This window comes from Pedobacter sp., from assembly GCF_039594775.1.
Lineage (GTDB): Bacteria > Bacteroidota > Bacteroidia > Sphingobacteriales > Sphingobacteriaceae > Pedobacter.
The window spans coordinates 1,096,235-1,119,312 of record NZ_JBCNMT010000001.1 but is presented as its reverse complement, the minus strand read 5'-3'; the positions used below and the strand labels follow the sequence as shown (position 1 = coordinate 1,119,312).

General features: G+C 39.2%; 19 protein-coding genes. 9 read left to right on the top strand and 10 right to left on the bottom strand.

Going from position 1 to position 23,078, the window contains the following annotated elements; translation table 11 throughout:
• Window positions 1-415 precede the first annotated feature (415 nt).
• Window positions 416-2,197 carry a hypothetical protein gene (locus tag ABDV71_RS04795; RefSeq protein WP_343531286.1) on the bottom strand — a complete coding sequence of 594 codons (1,782 nt, stop codon included), beginning with the start codon at window positions 2,195-2,197 and terminating at the stop codon, window positions 416-418.
• A gap of 77 nt (window positions 2,198-2,274) precedes the next feature.
• Complete coding sequence (locus tag ABDV71_RS04790; protein ID WP_343531285.1) at window positions 2,275-2,799, bottom strand: hypothetical protein; 525 nt, start codon at window positions 2,797-2,799, stop codon at window positions 2,275-2,277.
• A gap of 507 nt (window positions 2,800-3,306) precedes the next feature.
• On the opposite strand from ABDV71_RS04790, the gene fabV reads away from it, so the two are divergent.
• Window positions 3,307-4,509, top strand: coding sequence for an enoyl-ACP reductase FabV (gene fabV, locus ABDV71_RS04785; protein ID WP_343531284.1), 1,203 nt, complete (start codon window positions 3,307-3,309; stop codon window positions 4,507-4,509).
• 439 nt (window positions 4,510-4,948) lie between these two features.
• On the opposite strand, the gene ABDV71_RS04780 is transcribed toward fabV, so the two are convergent.
• A complete protein-coding gene (locus ABDV71_RS04780) occupies window positions 4,949-6,472 on the bottom strand; it encodes a SulP family inorganic anion transporter (RefSeq protein ID WP_343531283.1) in 1,524 nt (507 codons plus the stop codon).
• Between the two features lie 115 nt (window positions 6,473-6,587).
• On the opposite strand from ABDV71_RS04780, the gene ABDV71_RS04775 reads away from it, so the two are divergent.
• Both ABDV71_RS04775 and ABDV71_RS04770 read left to right on the top strand, forming a co-directional pair.
• Entirely contained in the window at window positions 6,588-7,475 is an 888-nt protein-coding gene (locus tag ABDV71_RS04775; protein ID WP_343531282.1) for a pirin family protein, read from the top strand.
• 39 nt (window positions 7,476-7,514) lie between these two features.
• The gene (locus ABDV71_RS04770) at window positions 7,515-8,084 is read left to right on the top strand and encodes a hypothetical protein (RefSeq protein ID WP_343531281.1); all 570 of its coding nucleotides are present in this window, start codon (window positions 7,515-7,517) and stop codon (window positions 8,082-8,084) included.
• A gap of 352 nt (window positions 8,085-8,436) precedes the next feature.
• Here the strand turns inward: ABDV71_RS04770 and ABDV71_RS04765 are convergent, their stop codons facing one another.
• Both ABDV71_RS04765 and ABDV71_RS04760 read right to left on the bottom strand, forming a co-directional pair.
• Window positions 8,437-9,483, bottom strand: a complete 1,047-nt coding sequence (locus ABDV71_RS04765) for a ferredoxin--NADP reductase (RefSeq protein WP_343531280.1) — start codon at window positions 9,481-9,483, stop codon at window positions 8,437-8,439.
• A gap of 427 nt (window positions 9,484-9,910) precedes the next feature.
• Window positions 9,911-10,693, bottom strand: a complete 783-nt coding sequence (locus ABDV71_RS04760) for a lytic transglycosylase domain-containing protein (protein ID WP_343531279.1) — start codon at window positions 10,691-10,693, stop codon at window positions 9,911-9,913.
• 228 nt (window positions 10,694-10,921) lie between these two features.
• Between ABDV71_RS04760 and ABDV71_RS04755 the strand changes: the two genes are divergently transcribed.
• On the top strand, window positions 10,922-12,178 hold the full coding sequence (locus ABDV71_RS04755) for a pseudouridine synthase (RefSeq protein WP_343531278.1): 1,257 nt from the start codon (window positions 10,922-10,924) through the stop codon (window positions 12,176-12,178).
• 76 nt (window positions 12,179-12,254) lie between these two features.
• Window positions 12,255-13,352, top strand: coding sequence for a lactonase family protein (locus ABDV71_RS04750; RefSeq protein WP_343531277.1), 1,098 nt, complete (start codon window positions 12,255-12,257; stop codon window positions 13,350-13,352).
• Between the two features lie 256 nt (window positions 13,353-13,608).
• On the opposite strand, the gene bshA is transcribed toward ABDV71_RS04750, so the two are convergent.
• The 3 genes from bshA to tilS all read right to left on the bottom strand — a co-directional run bounded on the left by bshA (window position 13,609) and on the right by tilS (window position 16,672).
• Window positions 13,609-14,739, bottom strand: a complete 1,131-nt coding sequence (gene bshA, locus ABDV71_RS04745; RefSeq protein WP_343531276.1) for an N-acetyl-alpha-D-glucosaminyl L-malate synthase BshA — start codon at window positions 14,737-14,739, stop codon at window positions 13,609-13,611.
• Between the two features lie 115 nt (window positions 14,740-14,854).
• On the bottom strand, window positions 14,855-15,340 hold the full coding sequence (locus tag ABDV71_RS04740; protein ID WP_343531275.1) for a hypothetical protein: 486 nt from the start codon (window positions 15,338-15,340) through the stop codon (window positions 14,855-14,857).
• 3 nt (window positions 15,341-15,343) lie between these two features.
• Complete coding sequence (gene tilS, locus ABDV71_RS04735; protein ID WP_343531274.1) at window positions 15,344-16,672, bottom strand: tRNA lysidine(34) synthetase TilS; 1,329 nt, start codon at window positions 16,670-16,672, stop codon at window positions 15,344-15,346.
• A gap of 70 nt (window positions 16,673-16,742) precedes the next feature.
• Here tilS and ABDV71_RS04730 point away from each other — a divergent pair, with 70 nt between their 5' ends.
• Window positions 16,743-18,992, top strand: a complete 2,250-nt coding sequence (locus ABDV71_RS04730; RefSeq protein WP_343531273.1) for an OstA-like protein — start codon at window positions 16,743-16,745, stop codon at window positions 18,990-18,992.
• 53 nt (window positions 18,993-19,045) lie between these two features.
• Here ABDV71_RS04730 and ABDV71_RS04725 read toward each other — a convergent pair whose 3' ends face one another.
• On the bottom strand, window positions 19,046-20,011 hold the full coding sequence (locus tag ABDV71_RS04725) for a 2-oxoglutarate and iron-dependent oxygenase domain-containing protein (RefSeq protein WP_343531272.1): 966 nt from the start codon (window positions 20,009-20,011) through the stop codon (window positions 19,046-19,048).
• Window positions 20,012-20,244: 233 nt separating this feature from the next.
• On the opposite strand from ABDV71_RS04725, the gene msrA reads away from it, so the two are divergent.
• On the top strand, window positions 20,245-20,844 hold the full coding sequence (msrA, locus tag ABDV71_RS04720) for a peptide-methionine (S)-S-oxide reductase MsrA (protein ID WP_343531271.1): 600 nt from the start codon (window positions 20,245-20,247) through the stop codon (window positions 20,842-20,844).
• A gap of 2 nt (window positions 20,845-20,846) precedes the next feature.
• Complete coding sequence (locus ABDV71_RS04715; protein ID WP_343531270.1) at window positions 20,847-21,236, top strand: DUF1398 family protein; 390 nt, start codon at window positions 20,847-20,849, stop codon at window positions 21,234-21,236.
• Window positions 21,237-21,320: 84 nt separating this feature from the next.
• On the opposite strand, the gene ABDV71_RS04710 is transcribed toward ABDV71_RS04715, so the two are convergent.
• On the bottom strand, window positions 21,321-22,277 hold the full coding sequence (locus ABDV71_RS04710; RefSeq protein ID WP_343531269.1) for an outer membrane beta-barrel protein: 957 nt from the start codon (window positions 22,275-22,277) through the stop codon (window positions 21,321-21,323).
• A 203-nt stretch (window positions 22,278-22,480) separates the two neighbouring features.
• On the opposite strand from ABDV71_RS04710, the gene ABDV71_RS04705 reads away from it, so the two are divergent.
• Entirely contained in the window at window positions 22,481-23,077 is a 597-nt protein-coding gene (locus tag ABDV71_RS04705; protein ID WP_343531268.1) for a TetR/AcrR family transcriptional regulator, read from the top strand.
• The last annotated feature ends 1 nt before the right edge of the window (window position 23,078 follow it).

The following is a 23,078-nucleotide window of genomic DNA, read 5'->3' as shown; positions in this document are numbered from 1 at the left end:
ATTGAAAAAAGAAAATAGTAGTAGTAACCCATATCTCCCTTTGGAGGGAGACCAAGAGGGAGGAATACTTAACAAACAGGAGCAACATATCCTCCCCCTACCCCCTCAAAGAGGGGGACATTAGCGAGTGAAAGCACATTCAAATAATAGTAGTATTAATCAAATTAGAGAAAGGAAAATAGTAGCAGTAACCCATATCTCCCTTTGGAGGGAGACCAAGAGGGAGGAATAATTAACAAACAGGAGCAACATATCCTCCCCCTACCCCCTCGAAGAGGGGGATATTAGCGAGTGAAAGCACATTCAAATATTAGTAGTATTAATCAAATTGCAGAAAGGAAAATAGTAGCAGTAACTTATATCTCCCTTTGGAGGAGATCAAAAGCGGGGTAATTAGCAAGTTTAAGAGTCCATGTCACAAGGTATTGACCACAGTTTCCAAGGCAATGTCTTCAGTAATATCTATTTTTTTACGCAATCGCTGTCTAGTTTTTTTAATGGTATCTGCATTTACACCTAAAATTGCAGCGATTTCTTTAGTTCCTAATTGTAATTTAGTCAGCGCACACAGTCTGGTTTCAGCAGGGGTTAAATTTGGATAGGTTGTCTTCAGTTTAATAAAAAAGCCCGCATGTACCTTTTCAAATAGCTCTCTAAACTCATGCCATTGCTCTTCAGTTAAAATAGTAGAATCGTTAAGCCTTTGTAAAAACAGAAGTTCCTCATCTGGATCGACCACACTTTGCTGCAGCAGCTGCATTTCTGTCTGCACCTGATCCAACAGGGCTGTTTTTTGTTGCAGGTTTTCTACATAACTATTTAACATCTCCGTGGCATGTTTCAGCTCGGCCTCTATTTTTTCCTTTTCTGCTTGCAAAATCACTTCTTTCTTTTCAAGAAAAGCTTTGTCCTTTTTTCGTTTCAGCGACTGCCTATTGTAGACCAGCAAAAAGATAATGACCAATAAAATGGTAGCGGCAACCAAAAAGTATTGTTTCAACAAAGCGGTGTGCTTTTCTTTCTCAAGCAGCTTTATTTCACTGCTGTGTTGTTCGGCTTCCAATAACTGCTGAATAGCAACATTATTGGACAGTTGCACCCTACGGTCAATACTATCACGCACTCCATCGGCCAACTTACGATAGTACAGAGATTGCTGGGCATTTCCCTTCCCTTCCCACGCTCGGGAAAAGATATTATATAAATAGCCCAATTTGATATAATCTTCTACCTGTATATTTCCTGGTTTGGTATGATAGGTGTCATCAGCATCCTTCAACCGTTTTAATGCCTCATCATAACGTTTATAAAAAACAGCAATGTCTGCCAGCCCCATCAGTGCTTCGGCAATACAGGTTTTATCTTTGGAAATTAAACTGTACTTATAATAATGTTCAAAAAAAGGAAGAGCACCTGAATAATCGTGCGCTTTAAGGTGAAGGTTGCCTATATTTCCAGAAATAATACCCATCCAAGCGGTATCTCGGGTGGCTACAGCCTTGGCTTTGGCCAGTAAAAAATAATGTTTGGCACTATCAGGCTGATACAACTCCCGATAGCTCAACCCAAGGGTATTAAGGATATATATATCTACCACAGGTCTGTTTTTCGGATATTTTAAAGCAGTTTGCAAATGTTTTAAGGCCTCATGATAATTACGCAAATGATAATATACAAAGGCCAGACGGTACAACAAATAGCCAGGTTCTTCTATTTGCCCATAACCGATATGCTGAAATACATAATTAGCCTTGAGCATATAGGAAAGTGCAGTACTATACTTTCCTTTAATGAAATAATAATAGCCCAAATGATGGGAAAACTCGGCTGCCTGCAGTGTTTGCCGATTAAGCTCCGCCATTTTAATCCCCCGCTTCATGCTGTTAACACCCAAGCTATCCTGGTTAATTTTAATGGCCTGATATTGCCCTCGATAAAAAACAACTGCCGCCAAACAAACTTTATCATCTGCTTTTGTGGCTCGTTGCTGCAAGTCTTCAAAGGCTTTGAAAGCTTTTACACTGTCATATTGCCTAACGTTACGATAATACCAATTGCTAAGTGCAGCCAGTTTCTTCAAACCTTCATTGTTTAAAAGAGTATCGCCATTTTTATTTTGGCTAAAGGCTTGAAAAAATCCCAATAAAAAGAACAGGCATATAACTAGCTGTTTCTTAATAAGGGATATTGGCGTCATGATGAAATAGTTATGACCAAAAGTAACAAGAACAATACACAGTAGCAAATACAATCAAATGCAAAAGGGAGTTAAAATTAACTCCCTTCATATGCGTAAACCATTTGTTGCTTTGCTTTTAACTTGCCCAACACTCTTTTGAGATGTCCTTGTAGCAAGTCGTGCTCATTATCCACCACTGTAATTGAAGCCGCCTTTTGGTAATGCTGCTTTGCCAGGGCAAAATTTTGACGTTGCTCTTCGTAAACGCCAATCATTTCGTAAATCCTGGCAAGGTTAACTCCTGGTACTTCAAGTGCCTTGGTGGTTACCTGTTCTATTTTTTTATGTAATTGGAGCGTAACCAATAATTTGAGGTAATCTTCATACAGATCTGGAATAGTTTCATCCAAGTCCATTCCTGTTTGATAGTAATAACCCGCGGCTTTATAATCCTTAATATAATAATGATAAATAATTCCTAAGCCATAATATGCTCTGGCATAAGTATCATCAGTAACGATCAACTCTTTAAGCAAGTGCATTGCCTTTGGGGTTTCGCCGTAATTAAGCTCATCCATTGCCTGTAGATATTTTTCTTCTACAGTGTATAAAATGTCCATATATAATATTGTGTCCTGATGTTTCCACCAGATAATTTTTAATTGTGATAATAATTGAAATGCGTTTTTAGAAAAGAAATGCTAGTAGCCCGAGATAAAACTAAAGTCAATATCCAAGCTACCTGGCCAAATAGACTGGCTAGCGCATTGATTTTGGATATGTATTAGACGTAGCATGATTTTAATATTTCGGCAAATATAGTAAATATTTAAAAATTAAGGATTTAAAAATTGAGGCGTTAGGAGATAAAGGATATCAACGATTACCACAACCATTGTAAAATAAACCTTGGCGAAGTGGTTATGGCAAAATGGTGCGTAGCGTAATGAAGCCATTTGAACGGAGCAAAGGGCTACATTGGCCAAGAGCTACAGGTTTCGCTTTTCCAAAAAATATCGAGCGATAAGGACAATCAAGCGACGGCTACTTTCTAAATTTGCAGAGCACAAAAAAATAGGTAGCTTTGACGAAGGATTGCCAGCAATTGGCATTATAATAACAAGATTATGATTATTGAACCTAGAATGCGTGGTTTTATTTGTTTAACGGCCCATCCAGATGGCGCTGCACAAAACGTTAAAAACCAAATTGAATACGTAAAATCTAAAGGAGCTATCAATGGCCCTAAGCGTGTATTGGTAATTGGTGCTTCAACTGGCTTTGGCTTAGCCTCTAGAATAACTGCGGCTTACGGCTCTGGAGCTTCTACCATCGGCGTTTATTTCGAAAAAGAACCTAAAGAGGGCAAAACTGCTTCTCCTGGATGGTACAATACTGCAGCATTTGAAAAACAAGCCATTGCAGATGGCTTATATGCCAAAAGTGTTAACGGCGATGCCTTCTCTAATGAAGTAAAACAACAAGTTATTGATTTGATCAAAGCGGATTGGGGACAAGTAGATTTAATTATCTATAGCTTGGCTTCTCCAGTAAGAACCAAACCAAAAACTGGCGTAACTCACCGTTCGACCTTAAAACCTATTGGCGGTACTTTTAGCGACAAAACGGTTGATTTCCATACCGGCATTGTATCACAAGTGAGCATTGAGCCTGCAAACGAAGAAGAAATTGAAAATACCATTGCCGTAATGGGTGGTGAAGATTGGGAAATGTGGATAGATGACCTAAAAGCAGCTGGAGCTTTGGCCGAGGGTGCAACTACAGTGGCTTATTCATACATCGGTCCAAAAGTTACCGAAGCGGTTTACCGCAAAGGTACCATTGGCCGTGCTAAAGACCATTTGGAAGCAACGGCATTTACCATTAGCGATAAATTGGCTGACCTTAACGGTAAAGCCTACGTTTCGGTAAATAAAGCATTAGTAACCCAAGCAAGTTCAGCTATCCCTGTAATTCCACTATACATTTCTTTCTTGTACAAAACGATGAAAGAAATGGGTATTCATGAAGGTTGTATTGAGCAGATCCAACGTTTATTTAATGAAAGACTTTATACTGGCGGAGATGTTCCTGTGGACGAAAAAGGTCGTATCAGAATTGATGATTGGGAAATGCGTGAAGATGTACAAGCTAAAGTAGCTGAACTTTGGAAAACTGCCGATACAGAAACTTTACCAGCAACTGGCGATTTAGCGGGTTACAAACACGATTTCTTAAATCTTTTTGGGTTTGATGTGGAAGGTGTAGACTACCAAGCTGAAGCTAATGAAATGGTTGAAATCCCTGGATTGCAACAAGTACAGGCTTAATTGAATGTGATGATCAGCTGATGGTTTAATTAGCTAATTCAAATGTATAGAACGTCATTTCAGCTAACTGAAATGGCGTTTTTTATTGGCCAATTATCTCATCAATAAATTAGCTAATGTGCAAATATGATGATAAGCCAATGTTAATAGCAGCGTAATCCCGAACAACATTAACTAGGGGGACTTTTAGATTTTATCCTATATTCTCAAGACCTCGAAGAGGTCAAATACCTATAAAAAACTTACTAAAGATGATGCGACTCCTTAGGAGTCGTATGCTTTTGGAACGTTTGTACTATAACTATCGAAATCCTTCTGATTTTTGTTCAAGCACTACCGAGCATTCCATATCGTGATCCTTACAACGTATCGTTCCTCACTGAAAGAGCATTTTTTCGTCGACCAATTATCTCATTAACAAATCTGCTAATTAACTAATTTACTTATCCGCCACTTTATACGTTGGGTCGTCAATATTTACTTCGATGATATTTCCAGCATTTCTTAACAACAATCTGCTATCGGCACTCAAATGCCTTAGCGTAACTTTCTTATTCAGTTTACGGTAACGCTCGGTAATTTTATGGACGGCATCAATGGCACTCATATCACTAATTCTACTGTCCTTAAAATCTATCACCACCATTTCAGGATCGTCCTGAACATCAAATTTTTCTAAAAAAGCCGCGGTAGAACCAAAGAATAAAGGCCCATAAATCTCGTAGTGCTTCACCCCGTCCTCATCAATGTGCTTTTTGGCTCTAATCCGTCTAGCACTTTCCCAAGCAAAAACCAATGCCGATAAAATGACTCCTATTAAAACAGCAAGTGCCAAATTATGCATCAACACTGTTACTGCGGCCACGACCACTCCAATAAAAATATCAGATTTTGGCATTTTGTTAATCACCCTTAAACTACCCCATTCAAAAGTGCCAATGGCCACCATCATCATTACACCTACCAAAGCTGCCATAGGTAATTTCCCGATAACAGGAGCCCCCACCAATATAATGAGCAAAATGGTAAAGGCCGCAATAATAGCCGACAGCCTTGCCCTAGCCCCAGCAGATAAATTGACCAAGGTTTGAGCAATCATGGGGCAACCACCCATCCCGAAAAAGAAACCATTTAGGATATTAGCACTTCCCTGCGCTACACATTCCCTATTCCCATTGCCTTTATTACCCACAATCTCATCTACCAAATTCAAGGTGAGCAAACCTTCGGTTAAACCTACCATGGCCATAATTAAGCCAAAGGGAAACACAATTTGCAAGGTTTCGAAGTTAAAAGGCACTTGTGGAATATGAAAAGGTGGCAAACCACCTGCTACCGAAGCAATATCACTCACCGTTTTGGTTTGAACACCACCAATTAGCACCACACCAAAAACTGCCAAAATAGCCACTAACGAAGCGGGAACCGCCTTGGTAATTTTGGGCCAAAGCCACACAATGGCAATAGTTAAAGCCACCAAGCCCAACATGGTATATAATGCCGAACCGCTCAGCCATTCACCAGTTTCCCTCACCTTAAATTGGTCCAGCTGCGACATGAAAATCACAATGGCCAAGCCATTCACAAAACCATACATTACCGATTGGGGTACCAACCTCACAAACTTGCCCAACTTAAAAACACCCACCGTAATTTGAATGATACCTGCTACCACTACGGCGGCAAACACATACTCCAATCCGTGCAATTTCATTAAAGCAATGAGGGTAATTACCGTTGCACCAGCTCCGCCCGAAACGAGTCCAGGTCTACCTCCAAGTATCGCTGTGACCAAGCCCATGATAAAAGCAGCGTACAAACCTGTGAGTGGAGGAAAACCAGCCAGTATCGCAAACGACAACGACTCGGGAATCATGGTCATTGCAACGGTTAAGCCGGCCAAAATCTCATTCTTATAATTGATCGGCTGCTTAAAATCAAAAAGAGAAAATGCCTGCTTCATGTTGGAATTTAAACCGCTAAATTACTTAAAGGTTTTTAAGGAAGAGATTAAAGAAGAAAATCGACTTTTTAGAGGCCTTTTAAGTATATTTGTTTAAACAGTAAAACCCAAAAACATGTCGAACATACAACTGATCATTGAAGAGAGACCAAGCGATATTGGTAATTTTTTGGTAGGCAGATTATTGCCCTTTAGAGAGAAGCGATTGGTAGGTCCTTTTTGTTTTATTGACCACATGGGTCCCGCTGCCATGAACGATCATCAGAACATCGACATCCCCCCTCATCCGCACATTGGTTTATCGACGTTGACCTATTTGTTTGAAGGTGCCATTATGCACCGCGATGGTTTAGGTACCGCAGTAGAGATTAATCCAGGGCAAGTGAATTGGATGACAGCAGGGAAGGGCATCGCCCACTCCGAGCGTACTCCCGAAAGGTTAAGACATAGCGATAAGTTTTTACATGGTTTACAAATTTGGGTGGCATTGCCAAAACACCTAGAACAAATGGACCCAGAGTTTTTTCATGCCGATGGCAATGACATTCCTACTTGGCAAGAAGATGGTGTAGATTTTAAGTTGATTGCAGGGGAAGCTTTCGGTAAAAAATCGCCAATTCCTGTTTACAGTCCGCTTTACTTTATAGAAATCAAGAACAAGGAAGAAAAGACTTTAAGCATAGGAAACCAGCTATTTGGTGAAAGCGGTCTGTATATTTTAGAAGGTGGTGTAAGCAGTGAAGGCAATACTTTTGGGCCAAAGAACTTCTTGGTAGCCAAAGACAGCAAACTTTGTGAATTTACTTTGGAACCTAATAGCACGGTTTATATTTTCGGCGGGGAGCCTTTCCCAGAAGAACGTTTTATTTACTGGAATTTTGTAGCCAGTAGCCGGGAACGGATTGAAGAAGCAAAAGAGATGTGGCTAAAGCAGGAATTTGCTCCTGTACCAGGTGAAACTGAATTTGTGCCCTTGCCTCCGCAAACGAGGAATGTGAAGTAGTTTTTAGTGCATATGAAGCGTAAAGCACTAATTATCTTCATGACCATTTTCTTCTTAATCATCAATACTTTAGGTTATTGGGAAGGAAAATTGGGTTTACTAGCTTTTCCTTTATATACGGTTCTTTTTTTCTGTTATCCTTTATTAGCGGTATTATTGATTAGCCAGCTATTTCTACTGATCAAGGAGAAGTTTACAGATAAACAGCGTTTAATTATTACAATAACATTAGCTGGAATTTTAGTCTTAACCTTCTTTAATCCACATGGCTTCATCAACTTTGACAAATTAAAGGGAGAAGACTTACTAATTGCAGATTATGAAGGTGCCGCAAATTGTCGATCTGTTTTAAAATTTAAAGCAAATAATAAATTTATTGACAGAAGCATTTGTTTTGGCATAAATGAAATTGAAGGAGAGTATTATAGGAAAGGAGATACTTTATTTTTTCGAAATACCAAACCCACAAGTAATGAAAAGTATGATGAATTTGCAGTGATTAAATTATTCGATTCTCCAAATGGGATTTATATCGGAAATTTAACCTCATACAAAAACAAAAAAGATTCAGTAGGCCATCGATTTGACATTACCCTAAACAAATTTTAAAGTTTCATATAGGGAATTGAAGTAAAATTCCTTTTGTCATTCTGAGTGTAACGAAGACCGCATAGCAGCTACGAAGTAAATCTTCTTTTTATTGCAGGACAGTACTTCGTATTCATTTCCTCCCCCTACCCTCCCGAAGCATCGGGATAGACACTCAAAGAGGGGGATATGCAGAAATTACCAATACAATAATGGCTTCATGCAGATGTAACCATAGCACAAATTCCCTTTGAGCAATGCCCTTTTCTCCCTTTGGAGAGCCCGTTCCGATACTTCGGAAGATATTAAGAGGGAGGTTCTAAATAAGAGGGCATGACGCTAGATTCCTCCTATCGTCGGAATGACAAAAATGTTAGGTCCAAGTAATCGTCGTATCGTTCTCCGTGGGATGTCCCGTGCAAACCAACACCCTGCCTTTGGCTATTTCATCATCAGTAAGCACCTCGTTATAATCCATTCTTACACCACCCGAAATGCAGGTAGCCGCACAAGTACTGCAAACACCGCCACTACAACTATAAGGAATTTTTATCTTGTGTTCCAGGGCTACATCTAAAATCCTTTTAGGCCAAGGAACCTCCAAATGATGGGTTTCTCCCTGAAAGATCAAATTAATGGAATAGGTATTTTTATCGATGACTTTTTCTGTCGTATCATCCTCATCTACCTCATCTTCCGGCAACACAAAAGTTTCCCGTTTAACCTGATGTGGCTTGTAGCCAATTCCTAGAATAGAAATACGACAAACATCCATATAATCTACTGGACCGCAGGTGTAAAACAAGGCATCTTCTTTGGCAAAAGCCAAATGCGTTCTTACTAATTCCTGTACCAAAAAGCCATTTAAGCGAGCTCTTAATAGATTTTTAGAGTTACTGAACAAAAAGATCAGCTCCAACCGATCAGGATAAATCTGTTGCCAAGCTTTCAGTTCGTCAATAAATAAAGTATCTGCTGCGGAGCGGCTACTGTAAATCAATACAATTTTGGATTGCTTTTCGGCAACCAAAGCCGTCTTTAGAATAGAAAACAAAGGGGTAATTCCTACTCCCGCTGCAAACAGGAACACTGTTCTTTGCTGGTCAACTTCTGGCTCATAAAAGAACAGCCCATTAGGCTCGGTTACTTCCACGATATCGCCTGCAGCGATTTGATGATGCAAGAAGCGTGAAATTTCGCCATTTTCTACCAGCTTTACCGCGATGGCCAAAGGTTCGTCTACCACAGGCGAGCTATAAAAAGAATAGGAACGTCTCAATTCCTTTCCGTTAAGGGTAAATGACAAAGTAAGAAACTGCCCAGCCTTATAGATCAAACCTTCAACAGGCTCAAATATGATACTGATGACCTCATTTACTTCCTGACGTACCGCCGCGACCTTTAAATGTTGTAGAGACATATTCCAAAAGTAGAAAGTTAAAAGTAAAAAGGCGAAAATGCCATTAAATAAGCCACAGATGCACAGATTATTTTATTAGCCTCGATAATGCAAGTTGGTTTAAACAATATTTCCAAGTATCACATTCATACTTTTAGTTTCAAAATATCATTTTTTGTCACTATTTACGGTTCTGCCATTTGAAACCAATGCAGATAGAGTTTGCTATGTATCTATGTGGCTATATTTACTTTTAATAAATACAGACAGATAGTGGCATCATTTTAAAATTATAGTGGATATTTAAATGCACAGATTATTTATTGACCCAAACGGACATCTTCATATTTGTGCATCTGTGACAAAAAACCTATAAACGAAAAAAGCGGCCTCCTTTATTTCGGAAACCGCTTTTAAAATGCTTATAAAAAAGCTATACCAATTCTCACTATTCTACCGTAGTAGCATTTGTTTCTTCTGTTTGCTTGAAAGCAATTAATGCTTTCTGGTTTTTATAACCGTTTCGGTTAGGATTTTCTAAGATTTCCTTCATTGAAATTAGTTTGTACACGTACGCACCTGTTTCGCGATTGAGTTTCATCTTAAAATAATTATCCTGCTTCTGGCGGTTAATTTGTCGGCGCATGTGATTGTCACCAACATTGTAAGCTGCGGCAACCAAAGTCCAACTATCAAAAACGTCATAAAGTTCTTTGATATACTTGGCTGCTGCAATGGTAGATTTTTTGAGATTATATCGCTCATCAACCTTACTATTTACCTTTAGGCCATACATACGGGCGGTACCAGGCATAAACTGCCAAAAACCAGCCGCACCTTTTGGTGAAACGCCTGCTCTTAAGCCCGACTCCACTAAAGGAACATACTTAAAATCATTAGGTATGCCATAGGCCGCCAAAATTGGTTCTATTACAGGGAACCATTCTGCTGCTTTTTTATGCAAACGCGTAGTCTGCAAATTTTCATATGAAAATGAAGCCAAAGTCCTCTTCATTTTGTGAGTTACCTTAGTATCGCCAATTGGCAATGTTTCTTCGGCAAACTCTAGTTGAGCTATTGAAAATACCGGCTCTTCGGTCTTTTTTTCACTATTGGTATAGTTATCTTTCTTAAGATTTTCTACTTTGGTTGGTAGCTTATAAGCAAACACTTTGGCCATAACCAGTAATCCTAAAATTACCGTACATGGAATGAGGTGTTTCTTTAACATCTTCCTCCTTTTTTAGTTAACACTTAATACTTGGTGCGCAAAGGTACATTTTATTTATTTAATTATCAAGCACTTACAAAAACAAGTGCAAAAATCGGCATTTAAAACACCGTGAGGCTAGATTTTTTAAGAGCAACTTTCAGCAAAAAACACTACATTTTACAATTGCTAATCCATACAAATTTGCTAACTTTGCAGCCGCATTAATTATGCGGTTAAAAGCGTATCATGACAAATAGTAACAAAGGGAAAAGTCGGGATGACAAGTCCAATGCTGGCAAGCGTACTGGAGAACGTAAAGAACGTGGAGAGTATAGAGAACGTGGGGAGCGCACTGAACGTAACCAACGTACCGAGCCAAGAGAACGCACTGAGCGTAGTGGAGCAAGAAGAAGTAATGCTTCGGAAGAAAGACCTAAAAGATTTAACGAAAATAGCGACAAACCGCGTTTCGATAATAAAGACAAAAAGGACTTCAAATCTAAAACTGGCAGACCTGCCAAAAATAATTTCGACAATCAAGATGGTTTCAAAAAATCCTTCGACAACAAAGAAGGTAAAAGAAGCTATGTAAAAAAAGACAGTTACGCCAAAGATGGTGCAGCTGCCAAGTTTGGCGATAGAAAAACTGGTGACAGAAAAGATAACCGTTATGGCGATAATCGCCCTTTCAGAAAAAGAGAAGAAAGCGGTTTCAAAAATAAAAAAGAGGATAAAGGCGAACGTGTTGCTCCAACATTAAGAAGCAGGAAATCAAAAGCTGAAGACGACCTTATTCGTTTGAACCGTTACATTGCTAATGCCGGGATCTGTTCTCGTCGTAAAGCCGATGAGCTGATTGAAGCTGGTGTAGTTAGCGTAAATGGCAAAGTCATTAACGAACTGGGCTTTAAGGTAGACCCTTATAAAGACGAAGTAAGATACAATGGTGAACTGCTTAAGCGTGAAAAGAGAGTATATGTACTTTTAAACAAGCCTAAAGATTATATCACCACCACCGAGGACCCACAAGAACGTAAAACGGTAATGCATTTGGTTGAGAAAGCTAGCCGCGAGCGTATTTACCCAGTTGGCCGTTTAGACAGGAATACTACAGGTTTGTTGTTAATGACCAATGATGGTGAATTAGCCGACAGGTTATCGCACCCTAGAAACGGTATTACCAAAATCTATCAGGTAGAGTTAAACAGAAATCTTACCCAAGGCGATTTCAACAAAATTCAATTTGGCTTAGAGCTGGAAGATGGCTTTATTAAACCAGATAACATTTCTTATGTTGCCGGCGCAAGCAAAAACGAAGTGGGTATACAAATCCATAGCGGAAAGAACAGAATTGTACGCCGTATTTTCGAACACCTTGGCTATGATGTAGTGAAGCTTGACCGTGTGGTTTATGGCAACTTGACCAAAAAGGACCTTCCACGTGGAAGATGGAGATATCTGGAAGAACACGAATTGATACAGATCAAGCACCTGATCAAATAAAACGATTTGAAATGCGCAGAGTTAAACTTTGCGCATTTTTTATTTATTGCTATCTTTCTCAAAAAAACCAAAAATCATGCTCAAGAAACTTTCGCTTTTAACACTATTTTGCTACGGCTCATTATTGGCACTAGCGCAAAATCATAAACTTATTGTTGGCACTTATACCAAAGGCACCAGCGAAGGAATTTATGTATATGATTTTAATAGCAAAACAGCGGATGTGAAGCAGTTGAGCGTGATTAAAAACATCGCCAATCCAAGTTATGTAGCTTTAAGCAAAAATAACGATGCAATTTATAGCGTGTCGGAAGTTGGCGCCAACAGTGCAGCGGCAGCTTTTAAGTTTAACCCCAAAACCAACGAAGGCACTTTAATCAATAAAGAAGCAACCAAAGGTGCCGACCCGTGTTTCGTTCTTAGTGATGGCAAGCATGTATTTACCGCAAATTATAGCGGTGGCAGCATCAGCGTTTTTGGTATCAAGGCGGATGGTTCACTTACCGCTGTAAAACAACTGGTGCAACATACCGGAAGCGGCCCCGACAAGCGACAAACAAGCGCCCATGTACATCAAACATTATTTTCTCCAGACGGAAAGTATATCATTTCGACCGATTTGGGCGAAGATAAGATATATGTTTACAGTTATCAGGCTAATGCCGAAAAACCATTAACCCTAAAACATAGTATAAGCACTAACCCAGGTTCTGGCCCCCGTCATATCGCTTTTAGCCCTAATGGGAAATTTGCTTATTTGGCACACGAATTCAATGGTAAAATCAGTGTTTTCAGTTACGCAGACGGTAATTTCAAATTAATAGAAGAGGTAGCTACAGCTGCTAATGATTTTAAAGGTAGAATTGACGCCGCCGACATCCATATTTCTGCAGATGGCAAATTTTTATATGAAAGTAACCGTGGTGACGCCAATAACATCAGCGTTTTTGCCGTACAAAAAGATGGTAAGATAAAACATGTTGAAACAGTAAGTACCTTGGGTAAAGGTCCTCGTAACTTCAGCATTGACCCAAGCGGCAATTATTTATTGGTAGGACATCAGTATTCTAATGATATCATCATTTTTCAAAGAAATGCTAAAATAGGAAAATTAACCGATACGAAAAAGCGAATTGCAGTAGGATCCCCTGTCTGTTTAATTTTTGGCAAATAGACTAAACAATAGCATCATTACCATAACAAAAGCTCCTACACTTCAACATGTAGGAGCTTTTGTTATTAACCTGAGTTCGATTATTATTCAGTTGATTTTTAATGAAATAATACCAACTTTGTTCTGCTGACCCTGAAATAAATTCAGGGTGGCGTCAGATGGGCGATTCGTCATGCTGAATTTATTTCAGCATCAGTTTTAGGAACTTGTTTTGACAAATTTAATAATCGACCCGAGGTTATTACCTTATTGGCATCTATTTATTCCCCGCAATCACCTCTTCATAAAAAGCAACATATTGTGGCAGTATCTTCTTTAGATCAAAGTCCTTTGCTCTAGTAAGTGCGTTTTCCTTAAAATAATCTAAGGTCTTTTGGTTGCTCAAGATCGTCACCGCTTTGTTTGCCATATCTTCCACATCCCCCACTTCACATAGGTAACCGCAGAAATCATCGATATTAAGTTCAGGCAAACCTCCTGCGTTAGACGAAATGACAGGCACTTTACAGGCCATAGCCTCCAACGCCGCAAGACCAAAGCTTTCATTCTCTGAAGGGATGATAAACAAGTCTGACACCGATAAAATTTCTTCTACAGCATCTTGTTTACCCAAAAACCTTACGCTATCGCAAATATCAAGTTCTCTGCATAACTGCTCATTGGCCGAACGCTCAGGTCCATCGCCCACCATCAACAATTTAGCAGGGATTTTCTCCAGCACTTTGTGGAACATCCTAATCACGTCCTCTGTACGCTTTACTTTCCTAAAGTTAGAAGTATGGATAAGGATACGCTCATTATTAGGAGCTATCGCTTTTTTGAAGTGGTCTTTGGGCTGTAGGCTAAAGCGGTTAAAATCGATAAAGTTAGGAATTACCCTAATGTCTTTCGAAATGTCAAAATGGCGATAGGTATCTTCCTTTAAATCTTCGGAAACCGTAGTCACCCCATCACTTTGATTGATCGAAAAAGTAACTACCGGCTTGTAAGTAGCGTCTTTACCCACCAAAGTGATATCTGTACCGTGCAAAGTAGTTACAAAAGGAATATTAATTCCATAAGTAGCCAAAATTTGCTTGGCCATAAAGGCTGCCGAAGCATGTGGAATGGCGTAATGCACATGCAGAATATCCAACTGCTCAAAACGTACTACATCTACCAATTTACTGGCCAAAGCAGACTCATAAGGAGCATAATCAAATAAGGGATAATCCCTTACAGAAACTTCATGATAAAATAAATTGGCAGAAAAAAAGTCGAGCCTCGCAGGCTGGCTATATGTGATAAAATGTACCTGATGTCCTTCATTAGCTAGGGCTTTGCCCAGCTCGGTAGCTACCACTCCACTACCTCCAAAGGTAGGGTAACAAACTATTCCTATTTTCATCCGTTGGTTGTAACGCAATCTCTATGTTCAAGATTCACAAAGGCAAATGTAGCTGATATCCTATTTAAAGATTGTTATTTCTGGGTAATAATATGGTTAGAAAAATATGGCATTTTTACTCCGACCGCATCTCATTTTGCAACACAAGATACATCTCATTGGGTCTTTGGGTACCAATGTAATATTCTAGACCATCTCTATCGGTAAGTACAATGGCATCCTTGCCAGATGAAAAAAACCGGACTGTTCCGTTTTTATGAAGATTATAAACTGGATTGTTGAAGAAAAACCTGCTGTAAGTGGCCTTACGGATGTTGACAATTTTATTGAGGTCTATTTCAACCTTCTTTGCAGTCCACAAACCATCTATCCGTACCTTTTTGTTTTCGATGACCGTTTTATACTGCACCATGAATAGCAGAATAATAGACACGCCAATAATACCAAAACCAACAACCAGGAACAAGTCAACGGTGTTGTCCCTATCCCTTTCGTAAACATACACTGCAAAACAGAATGCAGCCATAATTAATCGTATAGAGATACGGATATAATCGCGACCGATGTACTGTTTTTCTATAAAGGTATACCTTCCGTCCATTTATCAGTTTAATAATTCGAATATAGCAACTTTTTTTGTTGTTGTGCGTACTTTATATCTTTCGTCTTGTCGCAAACCGGCCACCCATATCATTTCTCCATTACCGTTAATCAACAACGGTACTTTAGCTTTTTGTGGCAGAGGCACTTTTTCATCCACCAAAAAATTGCTTAGTTTTTTTTGAGACTTCATCCCCAAGGGTATAAACTTGTCTCCATCTTGCCTATAGCGAATCACCAAGGGAAAAACCAGCAAATTGGCATCTACATGGGCAACATTTTTATCTCCATTAAAGATACTTTCTTCGGCAAACCTCAATTTAATCCTCTGATCAAAGCCAATGGAAACCTCTCCTTTTGTATGCAAATAGAAAACCTCATCGCAGGTTTGATTTAAAGGAGATATCAACAGCTTTTCCCTATCGATAATCAACTGATGCATGCTACTATAAAACGAGGTTCCGCTTTGTTTATGTAAAGAAGATAAAATTTCGTCGACCACAGAAGAGCTGAAATGAAAAGGTCTTAACAACTCGAAAAAAAGCAGTTTCTGCGGCTTCAAGGCAGTTACATCTTTAATAGCTATTGAAATGACTTCGCCCTCTTTTTTGAACAACCGACTACAGGTTTGCATCACTACCTGCTGTAGCAATTCCTCTGTTTCAGCAAAGCGAGCAATATTTTCTGCAAAGGTTTCTTCCAATTTAGGATTGATTTCCCGCAGGTGCGGAATGACTTCCAAACGTATCTTGTTACGAGCGTACTTACTACTTAAGTTCGAGCTATCCTCTACATAAGCCAAATGATGGTCATCAACCAATTGATCAATTTCCTGCCTTGATAAAAAGAGTAATGGCCTAATCAAATGCCCACGCTTTGGCAAAATACCATGCATACCGCTAATGCCTGTACCCCTAACCAAATTCAGCAATACGGTTTCAACAGCATCATTTTGATGGTGGGCTACAGCAATAAACGCGTAATTGTGTTCCTGCCTCAATTGCTCGAACCAATCATACCGCAGCTGCCTAGCTGCCATTTGGGTTGAGATTTTATGTTGCTCAGAAAAACCTTTGGTATCAAAGTGCACTACATGTAAAGGCACCTGCATTTCTTCGGCCAATAGCTTCACAAACAGCTCATCACGCTGTGATTCATCGGCCCGCAAATTAAAGTTGCAATGCGCCATACTAAATCTAAAGCCAGCCTGTTTAAATAGCTGTGTCATCAGTACAGAATCCTTGCCGCCACTTACGGCCAGCAGCACGTGGTCTGAGGCCCCAAAAAGCTGATGCCTTAAAACATGGTCTATAAATTGCTGTACTGGTAACATTGCTCAAAAATATCTATAAATTCATGAAGCACATAAGTATAGCTGAAAAATAAAACCTTAAATTTGTATCGTGCAAAAGTTTCGCCTTTTATTTCTTTTATTGGTTAGTCCATTATTATTGTTTGCCCAAGCTCGTACGCAAATCAAACTGGAAACAGCAGAACGTGCTTCTGGCATCACCAAAGCCGATGTTAGTTATCTCCGGAAACCTGTTTTCAGCCATGATGGTGCCATCTTAAAATGTGATAGTGCAGTACTTTATGGAGGAAGTCGGAATTTTTTCGAAGCCTTCGGCAACGTACACATTAACCAAGGTGACACACTGAACATTTATTCAGATTTTTTGAATTACGATGGTAACGCCAAAAAAGCTCATTTAGATAAAAATGTTAAGCTAATCGATAGAGAGAATACACTTACCTCTAACGTGTTGGATTATGACATGGTGGCCAAAATTGGAAAGTATACTACTGGTGGCAAGCTGGTCAACAAAGATGCTACCATTACCAGTAAAAGAGGAGTTTATTTTTCCAACTACCGAGATGTATATTTCACAAAGGATGTATTGATTGTCACTGCGGAAAAAACAATCATTAATTCAGATAGCTTGCGTTACAATACAGGTACAAATTGGACTTATTTTTACGGCCCAACCAATATTAAAAATAAAGAAGATAAGCTTTATACAGAAGACGGCGCCTACAATACTAAAAGCGAAAATGCCTATTTCGGGAAAAAAAACTTATATACCAATGGTAGCCGCTCTTTAAAAGGAGACAGTTTGTATTATTATGGTAAACGAGGTTACGGTAAAGCGGTAAGAAACATTGTTTTTAGAGACACTAAAGACCAAACCGTTTTGTACGGGCAATTGGGAGAATACTACAGAGACGAAGAACGCATTATTGCTACTCAAAAAGCTTACGTAGGTTTAGGGACAAAAGATAGTGTTACCATTAACAATAAGAAAAGACCCGACACACTTTGGTTAGCCGCAGATACCTTAGAAAGTCAGCGAGCATTGGTTAAAACCCTTAAGCTACTGAGCCGACCTGTAGTGAAAAAAGACAATGAAATTGGTGCAGAAGACGAAAAGGAAAAGGCAGAAAAAGACAAGGAAAAGGCGGAAGCCAAAAAGCTATTGCAACAACAATCCGAAGATTTAAAGAAAGGCAGTACGCCTACAAACGATAAAAAGCTAAGCAGAAAAGAACGAAAGAAATTAGAAGAAGAGGCTAAAAAGCAAAAAGTTAAAGACCCACCGCTTATTGATAGCTTGCTGGCCAATAAAAATAAACTACGACAGGATAGCCTCCTCGCCGATAGCCTTGCCAAGTTGAAGAAGATTATGCCTGTGGCAAAAGCTGATTCAGTAAAAAGCACCTTAGAAAAGGCAGCTACTACCAAAGCTAAGAACGTACCCGCTGCCACAAAAGCCAATACAGCAAATGCCACTAAAGCAATGGCTGGCCAAGTAGCGAAACCTTTAATGGCAGACAGCGCCATTAATCCAGCAGACACAGTAAGGGCAAGGATTATTAAAGCTTACCATAATGTGAGAGTATATAAGTCAAACATGCAGGCAAAGGCTGATTCCCTGTTTTATAATGCTGCCGATTCATCTTTGCGCTGGTATAAAAATCCAATTTTATGGTCTGATGGTAGCCAACAAACAGGCGACACCATCCATGTTTTCTTTAAAAACAATAAAATCCATAATTTTCAGGTACTACAAAATGGCTTCATTGTTAACATAGAAGGCGACTCGACCAAGTTCAACCAAGTAAAGGGAAAAGTGATTACCGGCTTTTTTGTAGATGGCGAGATGCGTAACATGTATGTAGATGGCAATGCCGAAAGTATTTATTACTCCAAAGACAACAAAGGTAACTACGACAATGTAAACCAAACGGTGAGCAGTCGTTTACGTTTTAGGTTTTTGAACAAGGAACTTACTCATATTGTAACCGTTAGAGAAGTAGAAGGGGCAGTAGACCCTATGGATAAATTAGAAAAGGAGCCACTGCTAACAGGCTTTATTTGGAAACCAGAACTTAGGCCAACCAGCAAGGCGGATATTATTAGAGGAACACCTACAACCAAGCCAAAAGCAGGAAGTACTCCAACAAAAAAAGTACCGCCAAGTAATAATAAAGGGAAAAGCACAGCGACTAATCCTGTAAAAGCACCAGTAAAGCCTGCTGAAAAGACAGTATTAAAACAAGCCGCTGCAGCATCTAATGAAATTCAGAAATTGCTACCGAAAACTACCGACTCCATTAAATCCATTAAAATAGATAGCTTGAAAAAGCGGAACTAAATAAAAAAGGCGACCAGAAATGGCCGCCTTTTTTATTTAGCATTAGATATTGATTACATTTTCTTCAAACCAATTTCTTGCAAGCGTTCATCTAGGTATTCACCAGCAGTCATATCGCTATAAACTTTTGGATGTGCAGCATCAATGCAGCTTTCCAAGCTGGTTAAATCCATGTTACTGCGTGGATGTAAGAAAAACGGCACTGAAAAACGAGAAGTCTTCATCAATTCACGTGGCGGGTTCACTACCCGATGTGTAGTTGAACGCAATTTGTTATTGGTTAAACGTTGCAACATATCGCCTACGTTTACCACAATATCAGTATGGTGCGCTTTAATTGGCAACCATTCGTTACTACGGGTTAATACCTCCAAACCATCGGCGCTGGCACCAATCAATAAAGTAATTAAGTTAATATCCTCATGCGCACCTGCACGAACTGCGTCCGCGGCAATCGAATCAGGATCTTCAATGGGGAAATAATGGATACCTCTTAAAATAGAATTTCCATTATGTACGTGTTGGTCAAAGTAATCGATAGGCAAGCCTAAGTAAGTAGCAATGGCACGCAACAAGTGCTTTCCATTCTCCTCCAATTTTTGATAAATCTCTCTGGTTACCGTATTAAATTCCGGAATTTCGTCAACTACCTCATTATCTGGATATTCATTTTTAATCGGATCACCGTCGGTAACAGTTTGACCAATTTGCCAGAATTCTTTTAAATCGGCAGTTTTTGCGCCTTTTGCAGTTTCTTTACCGGCACTGGTATAGCCACGTTGGCCTGCAAGTTCAGGCTTCTCGTATTTACGTTTGGTTTCAACTGGCAGTGCGAATAACTCTTTGATGTTTTTATAGAGTTTATCTATCAGCTCCTGACTTACACCATGATTAGTGATCGTAACAAAGCCCGAATCGTTAAAAGCTTTGCCAAGTTCGTCAGAAAATTTTTTACGTTGTTCCTCTGTTCCGTTAATGTAGGTGTTTAAATCTAAACACGGGATATAAGGTGTTGACATATCTTTATTTTTAATGTTCAAGTTAAATTTAGAAAAGATATGTTAACAAACCTCAATTATTTGAATTTAATCACCATAAAAAACTAAAAACAAACACTTTAAGTTATTAACACCAGTCTTTATTCGCTTCAAAGTGTTAACAAGTTATATTCTAAGCCACTTGTCATTTTTAAGGCGTCAAGAAACTTTTGCGCCAGCTTTTACGTATAATTACATATTAAGAATTTCAAAAAATGAAAACTGTAATGATGACTTCTTTAATCCTCTTTTCGATACTTGGTGCTGATGCGCAAAAACCAAAATTAGAAAAAGCAACTTTTGGCATGGGATGTTTTTGGTGTACCGAAGCTGTTTTCCAACGACTGAATGGCGTGTACAATGTAAAATCAGGTTATGAAGGAGGTAACATTCCCAATCCAACCTACGATGAAGTTTGTAGCGGAACAACCAATCATGCAGAGGTGATTGAACTTGAGTTTGACCCTAAAAAAATTTCCTTTGATGAACTACTGGAAGTATTTTGGAAACTACACGACCCTACCACTTTAAACAGACAAGGAGCTGATGTTGGCACGCAATATCGTTCGGTGATTTTTTACCATAACGAACAGCAAAAAGCAACTGCAGAGAAGTACAAAGCTTTGCTGAATAAAGAAAATGCATTTGGCAAACCTGTAGTGACTACGCTGGAGAAAGCCCAAACCTTTTATGTTGCAGAAAACTACCATCAAGATTATTTCCTCAGAAATGGCGAGCAGCCGTATTGTAGGATTGTCATTTTGCCAAAAATGGATAAATTAGAAAAATTATTCAAGTCTAAATTAAAGCATTAAGAATGTTTACCGTAGCGGCAATTGAACAGGCACACGACAAAGTAAAATCGGGCGCCGATTTCCCAAAGTATATTCAAGAAATTAAGGCAATGGGTGTTTTAAGTTTCGAAACTTGGGTAAAAGATAGCCATACCGAATATTTTGGTGCCAATGCCTTTCAAACTTCTTCAGCACCTCAATATGAAAATCTTTCCATTTCGAAAACGACTGATAAAGACAAATTTATCAGTCAGCTGAAAATACACCAACAAGGAGGCACAGATTACTATACTTTTTGTAAAGACTGTGCCGAAACTGGCATCGAAAAATGGATTATGGATTTAGAAAAAATGACCTGTACTTATTTTGACCAAACAGGTCATGAGATTTTGGTAGAAAAAATTCCTGCTTAGAAAAAACTTTGTCAGACTGAGCTTGTCGAAGTCTAACATTTCGACAAGCTCAGTCTGACAATATAAGCTCAATGTGACAATCGTTTAAAATCCAATTTTAAGTCCTACATTCATCCCCAAGCCACCAATGTTAATGTACGACCTTAAGTCATCTCCTCTTTTGTTAGGGTCATAATTGGCATTTCCTGGTACGTTAGAATTTTGATCTATTTTTTTATGATAATCAGTATAACGTTGCGCGGTAGGCAGATCATTCATGGTAATTGGCACCTTGGTCCCCACAAGGGTTGTACCCGTTCCTTCAAACTTGCGAACCTCTTTTTCCTTACTACTTACGGATACGTTACGATACTCGACTTCACTAAAGAAACTGATATTTTTACCAATAGGCACGCTAAATCCTGCTGCACCCAAAAATCCAATAGTCGGCCTCGGCTTAATCCGCTCTTCCCTGGTAAGCTCAACAGCTCTTAAAGCCGGATTAATTTCGCTGGCAATGGTTCCCGTTTGATCATTAACATTTGTTTTAATTTCCAAATAACCATATACCGGCACAACCGCCCCAATTTTCAAATAAGGCCTGAAGTTTTTACTGGTAGGCACATGAAAAACCAAGGTTGGCGTTAAATCCAATGCTTTCACCTGTCCGCTAGAGTGAACAGACAGCAATACATTTCCATTATTGGCATTATATCCCGTTTGGCGTGCCATGGTATTTCTCTCGCTTTGGAAATAATTAACACCCATTTCAAAAGCAACTACCGGACTAAACCTAAATCCTCCTGTTAAGCCTGCTCTCCAGCCTTGCCCAAAAGAGCCTGTGATGGCTTCTTCGGAAACCAAAGTTTGTGCTCCCGTTAAAGGATTAATATTAAACACCCTATCCCTCGGCTGTAACTCGCCCACGTTGGGAAACTCCACAGGCGTAACTTTAATAAAATAACTTCCAGCAGGTTTAATATAGAACCCCCTACCCTCCTGTGCCAAAGCGGCCACGGCAGCCGACACCATTAACACAGCCAACAATACTACTTTTTTCATAACCGTTCATTTTAAATAAAAAGCTTCGACATTTATATACAGGCATTTAAAAACTATGCTTGCATAGAAAACAACCCGTATTTTGAGCAAATTGTTTTCATAAAGTGAGATTTACTTCTATCATTTTTTAGTCAAAAACAATGAAAGGTCTTTTAGCTAACAGTGTTAACTTTTACTTTTGCTAACAGTGTTAACCTAATTAAATGTTAGTTAAAACGGATAGACAGAAGCAAAAAGAACTGACCAAGAATGCCATTCTTAAAGCCACAGAACAAATTGTGCTACAGGAAGGCTGGCAGGCGGTATCCATCAGAAAAATAGCTGATGCAATAGGATACAGCTTGCCAGTGGTGTACAACCATTTTGAGAGTAAGGATGCTATTCAGGGAGAATTTGTGAAACAGGGCTTTTTGATGCTCGCAATGGCCATGCAAAGCACCAAAGAAAAATATACCAGCCCTGAGGAACAGCTTACCCAGATGGCACTAAGCTATTTTGAGTTTGCGTTCAGTAATGCTGCCTATTACAGGATGATGTTCGGACTCGGCATCCCCAATTGCCAAAAAGCAAGAGAGATTACCGAGATTGGAAACTTTAGCTGTATTCTTATTGAGGTCATCAGTAGCTTGATGAAAGAAACGGATGAGCAGCGCAGATTCCTTAAATTCCACACGCTTTGGTCAATCCTCCATGGATTAACTTCCATCAATATGGTGAACCTAACCGCCGCTCCAGATGAAATGCAACAGCAAATTCTTTTGGATGCCATACAAGGATTTATTAAAAATATCAATCGCTAAA

Bases quoted from the DNA above. Each gene is read 5' to 3' on its own strand.
- ABDV71_RS04775 (WP_343531282.1), top strand. From the start codon at position 6,588: ATGTCGAACATACAACTGATCATTGAAGAGAGACCAAGCGATATTGGT.
- ABDV71_RS04740 (WP_343531275.1), bottom strand. From the start codon at position 15,340: ATGGACGGAAGGTATACCTTTATAGAAAAACAGTACATCGGTCGCGAT.
- ABDV71_RS04715 (WP_343531270.1), top strand. From the start codon at position 20,847: ATGTTTACCGTAGCGGCAATTGAACAGGCACACGACAAAGTAAAATCG.
- tilS (WP_343531274.1), bottom strand. From the start codon at position 16,672: ATGTTACCAGTACAGCAATTTATAGACCATGTTTTAAGGCATCAGCTT.
- msrA (WP_343531271.1), top strand. From the start codon at position 20,245: ATGAAAACTGTAATGATGACTTCTTTAATCCTCTTTTCGATACTTGGT.
- ABDV71_RS04710 (WP_343531269.1), bottom strand. From the start codon at position 22,277: ATGAAAAAAGTAGTATTGTTGGCTGTGTTAATGGTGTCGGCTGCCGTG.
- ABDV71_RS04755 (WP_343531278.1), top strand. From the start codon at position 10,922: ATGACAAATAGTAACAAAGGGAAAAGTCGGGATGACAAGTCCAATGCT.
- ABDV71_RS04795 (WP_343531286.1), bottom strand. From the start codon at position 2,197: ATGACGCCAATATCCCTTATTAAGAAACAGCTAGTTATATGCCTGTTC.
- ABDV71_RS04780 (WP_343531283.1), bottom strand. From the start codon at position 6,472: ATGAAGCAGGCATTTTCTCTTTTTGATTTTAAGCAGCCGATCAATTAT.
- ABDV71_RS04750 (WP_343531277.1), top strand. From the start codon at position 12,255: ATGCTCAAGAAACTTTCGCTTTTAACACTATTTTGCTACGGCTCATTA.
- ABDV71_RS04725 (WP_343531272.1), bottom strand. From the start codon at position 20,011: ATGTCAACACCTTATATCCCGTGTTTAGATTTAAACACCTACATTAAC.
- ABDV71_RS04760 (WP_343531279.1), bottom strand. From the start codon at position 10,693: ATGTTAAAGAAACACCTCATTCCATGTACGGTAATTTTAGGATTACTG.
- ABDV71_RS04790 (WP_343531285.1), bottom strand. From the start codon at position 2,799: ATGGACATTTTATACACTGTAGAAGAAAAATATCTACAGGCAATGGAT.
- ABDV71_RS04705 (WP_343531268.1), top strand. From the start codon at position 22,481: ATGTTAGTTAAAACGGATAGACAGAAGCAAAAAGAACTGACCAAGAAT.
- ABDV71_RS04770 (WP_343531281.1), top strand. From the start codon at position 7,515: ATGACCATTTTCTTCTTAATCATCAATACTTTAGGTTATTGGGAAGGA.
- ABDV71_RS04765 (WP_343531280.1), bottom strand. From the start codon at position 9,483: ATGTCTCTACAACATTTAAAGGTCGCGGCGGTACGTCAGGAAGTAAAT.
- bshA (WP_343531276.1), bottom strand. From the start codon at position 14,739: ATGAAAATAGGAATAGTTTGTTACCCTACCTTTGGAGGTAGTGGAGTG.
- fabV (WP_343531284.1), top strand. From the start codon at position 3,307: ATGATTATTGAACCTAGAATGCGTGGTTTTATTTGTTTAACGGCCCAT.